This window comes from Syntrophobacterales bacterium, from assembly GCA_031274925.1.
In the GTDB taxonomy this organism is placed as follows: domain Bacteria; phylum Desulfobacterota; class Syntrophorhabdia; order Syntrophorhabdales; family Syntrophorhabdaceae; genus PNOM01.
Map to the genome: position 1 here is coordinate 47,404 of JAISPL010000025.1, position 13,038 is coordinate 60,441.

General features: G+C 48.7%; 11 protein-coding genes. All 11 read left to right on the top strand.

From position 1 onward, the window contains the following. The first annotated feature begins 70 nt into the window (after window positions 1-70). The 11 genes from LBQ00_04180 (at window position 71) to LBQ00_04230 (ending at window position 13,034) form a co-directional block, all read left to right on the top strand. The gene (locus tag LBQ00_04180) at window positions 71-1,453 is read left to right on the top strand and encodes an SPASM domain-containing protein (GenBank protein MDR2018058.1); all 1,383 of its coding nucleotides are present in this window, start codon (window positions 71-73) and stop codon (window positions 1,451-1,453) included. A 900-nt stretch (window positions 1,454-2,353) separates the two neighbouring features. After that, entirely contained in the window at window positions 2,354-3,013 is a 660-nt protein-coding gene (locus LBQ00_04185; protein MDR2018059.1) for a class I SAM-dependent methyltransferase, read from the top strand. A gap of 191 nt (window positions 3,014-3,204) precedes the next feature. Continuing rightward, a complete protein-coding gene (gene rnr, locus LBQ00_04190; protein ID MDR2018060.1) occupies window positions 3,205-5,307 on the top strand; it encodes a ribonuclease R in 2,103 nt (700 codons plus the stop codon). A 279-nt stretch (window positions 5,308-5,586) separates the two neighbouring features. Next, window positions 5,587-5,865: a DUF493 domain-containing protein gene (locus LBQ00_04195; protein ID MDR2018061.1), complete on the top strand. Its 279-nt coding sequence runs from the start codon at window positions 5,587-5,589 to the stop codon at window positions 5,863-5,865. A 704-nt stretch (window positions 5,866-6,569) separates the two neighbouring features. Beyond that, window positions 6,570-7,067 carry a hypothetical protein gene (locus tag LBQ00_04200; GenBank protein ID MDR2018062.1) on the top strand — a complete coding sequence of 166 codons (498 nt, stop codon included), beginning with the start codon at window positions 6,570-6,572 and terminating at the stop codon, window positions 7,065-7,067. Between the two features lie 48 nt (window positions 7,068-7,115). Next, on the top strand, window positions 7,116-7,844 hold the full coding sequence (gene fabG, locus LBQ00_04205; protein ID MDR2018063.1) for a 3-oxoacyl-ACP reductase FabG: 729 nt from the start codon (window positions 7,116-7,118) through the stop codon (window positions 7,842-7,844). 3 nt (window positions 7,845-7,847) lie between these two features. Then, window positions 7,848-8,723 (top strand): polysaccharide deacetylase family protein, encoded by an 876-nt coding sequence (locus LBQ00_04210; GenBank protein MDR2018064.1) that lies wholly within the window; start codon window positions 7,848-7,850, stop codon window positions 8,721-8,723. A 103-nt stretch (window positions 8,724-8,826) separates the two neighbouring features. Then, entirely contained in the window at window positions 8,827-10,047 is a 1,221-nt protein-coding gene (locus LBQ00_04215) for a beta-ketoacyl-[acyl-carrier-protein] synthase family protein (GenBank protein MDR2018065.1), read from the top strand. Beyond that, a complete protein-coding gene (locus LBQ00_04220; protein MDR2018066.1) occupies window positions 10,044-11,534 on the top strand; it encodes an NAD(P)/FAD-dependent oxidoreductase in 1,491 nt (496 codons plus the stop codon). The genes LBQ00_04215 and LBQ00_04220 overlap by 4 nt, the downstream gene beginning before the upstream one ends. Continuing rightward, complete coding sequence (locus tag LBQ00_04225; GenBank protein ID MDR2018067.1) at window positions 11,525-12,763, top strand: beta-ketoacyl-ACP synthase; 1,239 nt, start codon at window positions 11,525-11,527, stop codon at window positions 12,761-12,763. The genes LBQ00_04220 and LBQ00_04225 overlap by 10 nt, the downstream gene beginning before the upstream one ends. Then, complete coding sequence (locus LBQ00_04230) at window positions 12,753-13,034, top strand: phosphopantetheine-binding protein (GenBank protein ID MDR2018068.1); 282 nt, start codon at window positions 12,753-12,755, stop codon at window positions 13,032-13,034. The genes LBQ00_04225 and LBQ00_04230 overlap by 11 nt, the downstream gene beginning before the upstream one ends. Window positions 13,035-13,038 lie beyond the last annotated feature (4 nt).

Genomic DNA, 13,038 nt, shown 5'->3' on the forward strand with positions numbered 1-13,038 from the left:
GCAACAATCAGGGGCCGCGTTGGCTTTATGAAGCGCGGCCCTTAATAAATATTATGAGCGGAGGCGCAATTTGAGACTAAGCAGTTATCTGATCCTGTCGGATCGCTTGAAAAACGGCGGTTACGCAGCCCTGAGCGGCCTATCCGGCGCCATAGAACTAATAAGCGAGGGCCTATATCAGTTATTAGAAAAGATCACTCTTAGCGGGGAACCCCGCTCGCTCTGCATTGAGAAAGATTCTCTCCCACCAGATATACTGGAGACTTTTATACGTCGCGGCCATATCACCGAAATAAGCCACGAAGAAGAGCGTTCTTATGTTAAAGAAGTAGCGTCAGCTCTCCATGAGATTAGCGCAGCACACCCCAATGTGGTGGTTATTCCCGATCTCGACTGCAACTACCGCTGCATTTACTGCTTTGAAAAGCCTCTTCAGTCCAAGCTGAAAGAGCGTAAGACGAAAATGGATAAAGTAGGTGTGGATAACTTCTATCGCTCAATCGACCAGCTTGCATCACAGATAGGCCCCATATCAGGGGGAATTACCCTCTATGGCGGCGAATCCCTCAGTGCGGAAAATAAAGAGGTTGTGGGGTATATCGTAGAAAAGGGAGTAAAAAATGGACATAAATTTTTCGCTGTCACCAACGGACACGACCTGGACGCCTATTTGGGGCTTCTGGGAAGAGATAAAATCTCAAATCTGCAGATAACAATTGACGGGCCTCAAAGTATTCACGACAGGCGCCGGATTGCCTTGGACGGCAGCTCTTCTTTTCAAAAGATCATGAATAATATAGGCCGGGCAATTAAAGAGACCGATGTGTCTATAGGGGTGCGCGTCAACCTGGACGGGGACAACTACCAGGCCTTTGGAGAGCTTTTAAGTGTTTTTGATCAGGAAGGCTGGCTCAATGATAATAGAATATCCGTTGGTGCTGCAATCGTTGACCAGAGGGACCAGCGCGGGGCAGTGTTTCCCGTGCAGGATATAAATAAAGTAAAAGCGGAACTGTCCGGAGTGACGGGTCAGTACCCCAATGTGGAAATCGGCAGTCAGCGGTCGTCAAGCAGAGGCAGAGTTCTATCATCGCTGGCATCAAGTAAACCCTACGGCCTCCGCAGCTCTTATTGCGCCGCCAGTAGTGGAATGTATATTTTTCTGCCTGATGGGACCATATCATCCTGTTTGGACTCTTTGGGTGAAGAATGCAGCTATATCGGCAGCTATTCGGCAGAGGGCTTGTTTCTCGACAAAGACAAAATAGCCCATAGATTCAACCGTTCCGTCGCTAATATACCCGCCTGCCTGGACTGCAAATATTGCCTTGTATGCGCCGGAGGATGCGCGCAGTACGCCGAATATAATTTCCATGACATCTATCCCTTATTGCGAAGATTTTCCGGAGACTTACTCCTGGGTATTGGCGGAGGCTGTAGAGAAATATCTTAAGGCTAACGGTCTTTGATTTTTTGAGATTGTTTGCCGGGGAGGGGTATTTACGATAGATACATAATATGCTTGGCAGCCTACTTTGATATGAGCAATGAAAAAATCGAATGGGTAAAAAGACACATCAGGGGGCATATTGGAAAGGGGTGACATTAAAGGTCATTGGATTCCGACGTATAAGCCTGAACCAAACGACGCGGTCCATTGGTGCATAATTTTGCCACCTATATTCCACGTGTAGGGCCGACCTGATGGGTTGAATGGAATAGATTGGTAAACGGCACAGCATCCTTTAATCTTACCGATATTAGGCGATGCCTCTCTAACGCAACCTCAAGAGTCTGCCCTGCTCACGACCAACAAATTTGTGGAGACAGCGCAATCGGCAACGGTCAAAGTGAACCGGCCATCAATAGTTTGTCAACTTCTCAACTACCACCTGACGAAGAACACTGCCTACAAATCGAAATAATTGAAGCAAACTGCTATAAAAGACCATATCCGCCGGTTCATATCAATCCCACCAAAACGGTACCCATGAATAAAATGAAACATCAGTACAAAACTTAAAAAAATCCCTTTTTCTCAAAAAAGTATAATGGAGAACAAACAATATATTTGGTGGAAAGGTTACTTTGTTTCCACCATTGGAATAAACGAAGAAATAACAACATATATTGAACGTCAAAGGAGTGGAAAGACTTAAAGGCAAGAGAGGCTTGAACTATAGGAATACACTTAAGCGTGAGTTAGGGGTTATTTTTTGACAAAGGTTGGGGCGTAAGTGCCCAAAAATATGGCCCTTAAGAGCGAAGCGACATACATTATTGACAAAATGACGTTGGCCGTGGCAGACTGAAAGATAGGTCTATTTGGAAAATATTAATAGGGATGGACTTCTTGGCTGATCGTTTAACGGCGATTCAGAACTATTTTGAAAAACGGGTAAAGTGTTACCTTGAGGCCTATTCCACAAAAAGGCTTTCCAGCCTCACTGATGCGATTTACCGGTTCGGGTGGTATTCTCTGCGCTTCATTTTTCGGCGTACCATGCGCCATCTGGCAGTGATTCAACCTCAAAGTGTCCTTGACATAGGGTGTGGTTGCGGCGTCTATTCATTGGAGATTGCGAGAAGAGGAGCTATGGTTACCGCTTTAGACATCTGTCGGGGAATGATTGATGCCACGGAAAGCCTTTTAAAACAGAATGGCCTTCAAGACCGAGTAACGACCATATGCGCGAACTACCTTGATTGGTCCAAGGGAGTGACCCATGAATATGATTTGATTCTCGCCATCGGGCTTTTTGATTATGTGCATGATGCTGGTCATTACCTGACCTCATTTCGGAGGATTACCAAAGGAGCTATTATTACCTTCCCTGCCGATTATGCGCTCTCATCGCTGGCCCAGCTAAGCTATCGGAGCCATGGGATTCAAGGCTATTTCTACACTAAACAACAGATTGAGGAACTTCTGCTTTCAGCTGGTTTTAAGATAGTCCATTTTTCGAAGCTTTTTCCCGGCACTTACATGGTGCACGCGGTGTGTGCTTTGTGACTCTGCTTGCCGGAATAGCATAGAGGAATGAACCTTCTCCAAGAGAGCCGGTTTTGAAAAAGCTCTCCTGAAACAATATATTCCCCAGAGACTGTATAGGTTGATACCTAGAGAATTGGGTATAGTACGGAAGTTCGGCAAGTGTGCGTAGGATCAATCATGTACTTGATAATGAATACTGGAGGTTTGATATGAGAAAGGCGGTGGCTACCATCTTAAGTAAAGACGGACTTCTCCGAATATTCAAACATGAAAAAAGGCCCCTTAGATTTGAAGATCTCCAGAAGGCTTTCGATCTCTCAAAGAATGACAAAAAACCCATGAGAAATCTTCTTAGGGAGATGATACGAGAAGGACTCATTGTCAGGCTCAAGAATAACCGGTTCGGTATCCCCCAGGAGATGAACCTTCGAACCGGCACTCTGTGGTGTACCAGGAGTGGAAATGGCTTTGTTGTGCCTGACAAGGAAGGCGAGAGAGACATCTTTGTCTCGTCGCGGTACATCAAGGATGCGTTCCACGGCGACAAGGTAGTGGTAAGAGTGGAACATGCCGCACGGGGCAGAAAAGAAGGGAAAATTATTAAGGTAACGGAGCGAAAACTGCACAATGTTGTAGGGTTCATGAAGATACACAAGAATGTCGCTTTTCTCGTCCCCGAAGACGAACGAATTTCCCGCAATTTTCTTATAAGCGGCACGGGTGTGAAAAAACTGAAAGACGGAGATCTGGCCGCTGCCCGCATAACGAGTTTTCCTGACGGAGGAAGGGAACCAGAGTGTAGGATCACAAAAGTCTTTTCTGACCTTTCAACCCTTGAATCCATATCCCAGTTTGTGGAATACAAACATAACCTGCCTATGAGGTTCAGAAAAGGTACTGAAAGCGATGCGGAGAAGATTGATCCTCTTGTGCCGGCGGATGGCCGGTTAGACCTTAGAGACACAGCACACGTCACTATCGACGGCGAATTCGCGAAAGACTTTGATGACGCGGTCTATGTGGAAAAGGGCAGAAAAGGCTACACTCTTTATGTTTCCATCGCCGACGTATCTCATTATGTTGAAAAGGATTCGCGTCTGGACCGGGAAGCCTACGAGCGAGGCACCAGCATCTATTTTCCCGGAAAGGTCCTTCCTATGCTCCCCAAGGCGTTGTCGAACGGGACATGCAGTCTCAAGCCTGACGAGGACAGGCTCACCGTCACGGCGGTAATTCAATTTACCAGGAGCGGCGATGTTTCAGGGACCGCCTTTCATAAATCAATCATAAGGAGCGCCGCCCGCCTCACATATAGACAGGTGGAAGACGCCATTGTCAAGAAAGACAGGAAGGCGCGGAGCGCGATAAGACCGTTGATTCCCATGCTCGCCCGCATGGCAGACCTTGCGCGACTCATCGCCGGCAGAAGAGAAGAGAAGGGGAGCCTTGACTTTGACCTTCCCGAACCGGAGGTATTGCTCGACATCGAAGGGGGCATAAAAGACATATTAAGGACGGAAAGGCTATTTTCGCACAGGATTATTGAGGAGTTCATGATTGCCGCCAATGAGGCCGTAGCGAGATTCCTGTCGGAAAGTGCAGCTCCAGCAGTATACAGAATACATGAACCGCCCGAAAAAGAGAAACTGAGAGACCTGGAGAAACTCCTTGATACCTTTGCAATTCCACACAGAGGAAACATAAAAGATATAAAGACCCTCAAGGCGGTTCTGGATACCGTAAAAGACAAGGAATACGAATTTCTCATAAACAGAGTTCTCTTAAGGTCCATGAAGCAGGCGCGATACTCCACCATTAACAAGGGGCATTTCGGGCTCGCCTCGGATTGCTACCTTCATTTTACTTCCCCTATTCGCCGATACCCTGATCTGATCTGCCACAGAGCTTTGAAGGGTGTCCTAACCGGGGGTCTGAAGTACAAAACTGAGAAAGAACTCGACCCGGCAGCCGTTCACCTCTCGGAAAGAGAGCGGATTGCCATGGATGCCGAGAGAGAACTTGAAGACAGGATCAAGGTTCTGTTCATGAAGGACAAGATAGGTGAGGAATATGAGGGTATAATTACCCACATTACCTCCTACGGCATCTTTGTCGAGCCTTTTGATGTCTTTGTCGAGGGGATTGCGCTTCTTTCCGAGCTTTATGACGACTACTACCTCTTTCAGGAGGACAAATACCGGCTAATCGGCAGGCGGACAAAAAAGGTCTACCGCATTGGCGACAGGGTAAGGATCAAGGTTGTTCTCGCTGATGTGGAAAAAAATCTGCTCCACTTCGCGTTTGTCCGCTGAGGACGGAGTATAAGTACACCATACTTTGTGCGCCTTAAACCTACATTGACAAGGCGGGACCAGATATTATGTTTGCTAAAAGCATGAATTTTGGAGAAGGACGGACCGTGATGGAACATAGGGGCGGGAGTTAGGAGAGTTTTGAAATGGGTGCTAATAAAGGCGGGAAAGAATCTTCCTCCCAGTCAGGAAAAATCTTTGATGGAGAATATTATATCGACATTTGATTGAGCGACTACTGTGGCTCGGCCCGGGAATCGCTCTTAAAAGGAGTAACAAATGGGTGTTACTGGAACAAACAGTGGCGAAGTGTTTCAATTTCCTCTCTCGTATCCCCTTAAGGTAGTAGGGAAAAATACGAATGAATTTTACGCGACTGTAAATTCTATCATCGAAAAGCATCTGGAGGCGAACGAAGAAGTCACATGTCGCACCAGGACCAGCTCCGGGGGAGAATATCTGTCCGTCACGGCTACGTTTAACGCCCGGAGCAAAACGCAGCTTGATGCCATATATCAGGAACTCAATAACCATGAACTTGTGATAATGACTCTATAGACCTTGGTGTTCCTTTTTCCCTGCGGTCTCGGACGAAAGCGGCCGCGCGCGGCCATGGGCAGTTTATTGCACTGCTATGGAACGTAAACCGCTTGGACGTAAACCGTATGCAGCTGGTGTTAGACAGACTGCCATTTTCGTAGTTTTTTTCATAGGGTACGCCATACTTTCTATTACTATCTTATGTCTCGCTCACGACGTTCATTGCGAGGCTTGTTTTTTCAGGCCGCCGCTGAGCCTGATACGTTCGTTAAGTCCGTCTCTTGTGCGGCCGATTTTATATGGTTGGGACACTGGCGAAACACTGTTTTCACTCCCTCATCTATTTGAAGTCTCTATAACATCCTTGTTTCCCGCCTCTCCAGCAATCAAATATTAGTTGCAATTGGTTACCATTTTTAATAAACTTCCAGTGATGGTGGGTATCCCTGTAGCGCGGAAACTCACTTGTAATTGGGATAGCAGCTCCATAATTTTTCCGTTACTATTGATCTCTTGATTTCACTTTTGGGATACGCGCAACCTCTGCGACTTGCATGAGGGCGGTAGCCTGCCAAAAGGCTATGTCATTACCCTGAGGGCGGGCGATGTTTCGAGCCGAGACAGACTAAGATACTTATTACCAGAAAAGCTGATGGAGACGGAATGTATACAAAGAAAGTAATTATAGGCTTGGTAATTTCTGTTTTTTCTCCATATCTCTCTTGGGGCGCGGCGGCGTCCATCATACGGAACTTGATATACCCAGATACCTGAAGAATAATATCCACTGCCAGCAGCGTTACGGTGAGTTAAGGGCGAGCTATATCAACTGGACTGACCCGGCGGGGATAGGTCACGTGATTATTCCCGTCAATACACCCGTCATTGTGGATGTGTCAAGAAGATATCCCAGGATTGAGACCCAGAATATACCTAAAAAGACAATCATTTTTGAATTAGACAAGGGAAGAATAGAGATGAGCAGTGAGCAGTACATCAATATAATTACCTCGCCCCAACCGACAGACATTGAGCGTCGCTCGGCCATAGACCGGAAAGGCATACAGGAAGGAAAGGTTTACGAGGGTATGACCAAGGAAAGAGTGAGAATTGCCTTGGGTTACCCTGCTGCCCATAAAACACCTTCCCTCGACAGCGCGGCGTGGTGGTATTGGACCAACATGGACCAACAGGTGGAAGTCCATGCTTGTAGAATTTGATGCTTCCGGTAATGTAATCAAGATAACACGATAAGACAAACAGGGAATATGGAAGATCGAAGAATTGCGCTGGTAACCGGAGGAAGCAGAGGGATAGGGGCAGCAATTGTCCACTTCCTGGCATGCGACGGCTTTGATATCTGGCTTAATTACAGGAGTGACCATGATGCGGCATTAAAGGTCGCTCGTGGAGTGGAGGAAAAAGGGAGAACATGCGTCCTGCTGCCCTTTGATGTCTCCGATCCCGAAGACGTAGAAAAACACTTAAAACCTTTGCTGGAAAAGGAGACGCCTTACGCACTAATCAATAACGCAGGATTTAAGAAGGACGCAATCCTCGCCTGGATGGCTGATTCGGAATGGAAAGATGTGGTTTCTGTGAGTCTCAATGGATTCTTTCTTGTCACCAAGCCAGTGGTAAACGGTATGCTGAGGAAAAAGAAGGGACGTATTGTGAATATCGTCTCTGCCTCGGGACAAAGCGGCATTGCGGGTCAGACGAATTATTCAGCCGCAAAAGCGGGTCTTATCGGCGCCACCAAGGCCCTTGCGGCGGAAGTGGCGAGAAAAAATGTCCTTGTAAATGCGGTTTCCCCAGGCTTCATTGAGACTGAGATGGTCAAAGATCTCCCGAAGGAAATGATCTTGCCTATGATTCCCATGGGGCGCTTCGGGACACCCGCCGAAGTAGCGGCTGTGGTCGGTTTTTTGTGTTCTGAAAAGGCATCATACATTACGGGGCAGGTCGTTTCCGTAAACGGCGGCGCGTACCGGTGAGAAGTGGAACGTCTTCAAGTAATAAACGCATTATGTTTTGACATCGACGACTTGGCTCATGGTCTTAATGTGAGGAACGGGTCCCGCCTGAAGAGCAATTACCTCGTAGAAAAAGAGACTTATTCGCTGCTAGAGTCGCTTGAAGTTATGAGGATTTCAGCGACCATGTTCGTTCCAGGATATGTGGCCGCTCGTTTCCCGCGCCTCGTGAGAGAGTTTGTCCGAAAAGGTCACGAAGTCGCTTCCCACGGATACACTCATATAGTACCTGCGCGATTGGAGCGAAAAGGCTTCCGTGAAGATGTCCTGAAGGGCAAAAAGATCTTGGAGGATATTCTTTCGGTCGAAGTAAACGTTTACAAGGCTCCGGAATGGGGTATTACCGCAAAGACCCCTTGGGCTTACGATGAGTTGATCGCGGTAGGTTATAAGGTCGACCATACTGCGCAACCAGCGCTGCTTAGATTTCTCGGGCGTCGCGACGACGACATGAAGCCGTTTATCTACAAAGATTCTTTGACCGTCATTCCGGTGACATCATGCAACCTGGCCGGGCACAGTGTGCCTTTCAGCGGAGGCTTCTTTTGTGCCTACGTTCCAGCTATCATTCAGGCAGCCCATTATCGTCGCCTGAACCGGAGAGGTATGGCTTTCAATTACTATTGTCATCCTTTCGAAATTTATCCTGCCGGGTTCAACCGCCATGCGTGGAGATATGGCTCAGTACAGGCCGCCTTCTATGGGGCGCATTTTGGTATTTACAGACACCATGTATCATATCTTGCCAAACGTTTTAAATTTGCACCGCTCAGAGCCGCATATAGCGAATATCTGCCTCATGGGAACGTTTTGACGGCCATTGGGCAGGAAGTTTCCTGAACATGTGGCTTTAGTTGTTGCTGGAATGGCGGACCTGACGCCGGTTTGTTTACATGTGGGTCAGGACAGGATACGAACGTGACGAGATTGCAGGAAGAACCTTATGTATAGAGTGGCTATAACGGGTATCGGGATCATTTCATGCCTTGGAGTGAATATAGAGGCAGTAAGTGCATCTCTTCGAGCGGGGAAATCGGGCGTCACTGTCGATGAAAAAAGAAAGGAACTGGGGTTTCGCAGCCCCATGACCGGAGCCATAAAGGATTTCAGGCCTCACGAAACACTCTCCAGGAAGCAGTTGAAGACGATGCCTGATTTTGCAGTACAGGCATATACTGCGGCGATGGATGCGATTGCCATGTCGGGCCTCTCCCTCAAGGAGATCAGAAGCGCAGAGACAGGCTTGGTGTTTGGTTGCGATTCAAGCTGTCTCGCGGCCATAGAGCAGGCGAGAATGGTACTTGAACAGGGCGATACGATGGGTATTGGTAGCGGATTCATTTTCCGTTCTATGACCTCGACGGTCACCATGAACCTCAATACGTTGCTCAAAACGAGAGGCGCCTGCTGGTCTATCAGCTCCGCATGTTCAAGCGGGGGTCACGCAGTGGGGCAGGCAGCGGATTTGATTGCCCTGGGGCGGCAGGAGCGGGTGATATGCGGGGGAGCTCAAGAAATCAACTGGGAATCTATGTGCAGTTTTGATGCAATCAATGCCTTCTCGACGAGAATTGACGCGCCCCAAGAGGCGAGCCGGCCTTTTGATAAGAGCAGAGACGGCCTTGTGCCTGGCGGCGGAGCGGCGGCGATACTGCTTGAACGGTATGACCTGGCCGAGAAAAGGGGTGCGACAATTCTAGGCGAAGTGCTCTCTTATGGATTTTCGTCCGATGGTGCCAATCTTTCTGTACCAAGCGAAGAAGGTATTTCATCCGCTATGGGAAAGGCATTGAAAAACGCCGGATTGGAACCGTCTGAGATCGACTATATCTGTGCTCATGCAACCTCGACGCCTCTGGGCGATGCAGTCGAAGCATCTTCTATCTCTACCGTGTTTGGTGACAAGAAACCTTTTGTCTCGTCCACGAAGTCGATGACAGGCCACGAGTTGTGGATGTCGGGGGCATCTCAGGTGGTCTATTCTACGGTTATGGCCAAGGACGGTTTTATCGCCCCGAATGCCAATTTCCATGAACCGGACGATAGTTCTGCGGGATTGAATATTGTCAGGACTGCCATTCCTGAGCCGCCCCGGATGGTGCTCTGCAATTCCGCCGGTTTTGGTGGAACCAACTCTTGCCTGGTCCTGAAATTTCACGCATGAAATACGATTGCGCAGTTATCGGAGCCGGTGTGTCAGGGATGACCGCAGCCCTTATCATGGCTCAGAAAGGATACAGGACCGCCCTTCTGGAAGCCTCGCATAAGACAGCCCCCACGATCAGGGGATTCAGGCGTTGTGGTCTTTTTTTTGACACAGGCTTCCATTACACCGGGGGCCTGAATGACGGAGAGCCCCTTGATGTGTTTTTTCGATTTCTTGGACTTTCCGGAAAGATTGAAACATATCCTCTGAATGAAAATGGATTCGACATCTTCCGGTGCCTCAATCCTTCCTTCGAGTTTTCCTTCCCTTCGGGATACGACCGGATCAGTGAAAGACTCAAGGGGGTATTCCCGAAGGACACCCAGGCTGTCGACGCATATCTTCAGGAAGTAAGGCGTATATATCATTCCCAGTTATACTTGGATCTTGATGTGAGCGCCGATGTGGCCGGCCTTGCCACAGCCAGTGCCGGGTTGAGTCTGAGGGAGTTCCTTGATGGAGTGACGGACAATGAGATGCTCAAATGCGTCCTGTCCATGCACTGCCTTCTCCACGGTGTCATGCCGGAAGAGGTCTCCTTCACGAGCCATGCCTGCGTCGCCGGGTCTTACTACGAATCGGCAAGAGGCATAAAAGGCGGTGGTTTGAGCCTTGCCGAAGCTTTTGATGCCCGTCTTGAGGAGACAGGGGTAGAGCTGTTTTGCGGAACCGAGGTGACGGACATCCTCCTTTCGGAGGAGCGTTCTGTGAAAGGCCTCCGTTTTTGCGATGGTCATATCCTTGAATGCGGAATATGTATTTCCACGATCCATCCGCTCCAATTCCTTAGGCTTGTTCCGCCATCGGAGTTCCGCCCGGTCTATAGAAGACGACTTGAAACCCTTGAGGACACCTGTTCAGCCGTAATAGTCTACGTGGAATCAGATGTGCCTTTAGAGAGTCTAGACAGAAGGAACATGTTGCTTTTTCCGGTGCCGTGCTTTCCTGATACGGAGCGCGATTTGCCGGTGGAGGGGAAACCGTTTTTTATTGCCAGAGCGCCTCAGGAGCATCAGGGATCGGCAAAGGAAGGATATATCATCATCTGTCCCGTGCCGAATATGGGAAGAGACAGCCGCCCTGCGGGCCTGTACTCCGACGATCCAGAAACATACCGGTCCTATAAGGAGAGTGTAAGTACGAAGATACTTGAACACATCGAATCCTCCTGTCCTGAATTTAAAGGAAAGATGACGCAAGTGGATTGTGCTACGCCTCGGACCCTGAAGAGATACACCCACAGTCCTGTTGGGAGCATATACGGGGTGAAACACGGTATCAACCAGCCAAGCCCTCTTCCTGTGACCAAAATAAAGAATCTTTTTCTCGCGGGACAGGCTGTTACGGCGCCTGGAATCCTCGGTGCGGCGGTTTCCGGTTTCCTTGCCTGCGGGAGTGTGTTGGGTCATGATAGAATCATGGAGGAATTGAAGGGATGGGCATGAGGAGAGTCGTCGTTACGGGAATGGGCGCTGTATCGCCTTTTGGACCTGGGGCAGACTGTCTTATGGACGGGCTTATGACGTCAAAGAGCGCGGTAAGAGCCGTCCCTGAACTCTCCCTTATAGGAGGCATGAGAACTGCGGTCGCGGCAACGGCAATCAACGTGGATCCCAAAGAAATTCCCAGGAAGTTCAGACGATCCATGTCAAATATGTCCATTTTTGCCACCCTGGCTTGCCGAGAGGCGTGCGAAATGGGACATATCGGAGAAGCGCAGTATTCGAGTGGTATGATGGGCCTGTCTATCGGCTCTACCGTCGGGAGTCCAACTGCTACCTATGACTTCTACAAGGATTTTATTCCGAACAATAGTATCGAGGCCACGAGAGCGACATTTTTTTTTCAGATTATGAATCATTCCTGCGCGTCCAATGTAGCCCAGGCATTGGGGATTACTGGCAGGATGTTCGCTCCTTCTTCAGCCTGTTCAACGGGCAACCAGGCAATAGGGTACGGTTTCGAAATGATCTCCTTTGGACGACAGGATATGATGCTTTGCGGAGGGGCTGACGAGTTCCATCCCCTTTCTGCCGCCACCTTTGATATCATTAATGCGGCTTCAATCAGGTATAATGATCGTCCGCATATGACCCCTCGTCCTTTTGATATGGATAGAGACGGGGTAGTCTGCGCTGAGGGTTCCGGTATCCTTCTTCTGGAATCACTGGATTCAGCCCTGCGAAGAGATGTTCCCATTCTTGCGGAGGTGATTGGATTTGCCACAGTTTCAGACCCTACCAACATAGCGGATCCCCATGCCGACTCTATAGAGGAATGTATCAGGAAAGCCCTCCTTGATGCGGGCATTGAGCCTCATGAAGTGGGCTACGTTAATGCCCATGCCACGGGCACGGTGTTGGGAGATGTTGCGGAGAGCCGGGCAATTGCAAAAGTATTTGGAAACCGGACCCCGGTAAGCAGTCTCAAAGGCCATCTCGGTCATACCATGGCGGCGTCGGGGGCGTTGGAGGCGATAGCTACAATCGAAATGATGAACCGTAATTGTCTTATCCCCACACTTAATCTGGATAATGTCGATCCTCTTTGCAAAGACTTGGCCCATATCAGACAATTGGAGGATGCAAGAATAGATACGGCAATCAAGAATAATTTCGCGCTGGGTGGCGTAAATACCTGCACGGTACTGAGGAGGTATGCACATGACCGATGAAAAAATAATAGAGATTATAAATGCCTCCCTTGCGGAGGAGTTTGAGTTGGATTCGGATAAGATGGTCCCAGAGGCCGTTCTCTACGATGACCTCGGACTTGACAGTCTCGACAAAGTTGACACGGTCATCGTACTGGAAAACACCTTCAAGATCAAAATACGCGAGCAGGAGGCTATTCGGGAGATAAAGACCCTTGGCGACATACATCGGTTTGTGATTAATAAAATCATGAATTTGAGTAATCCTCAAGACGCAGAAACCAGGAACTGAGTGT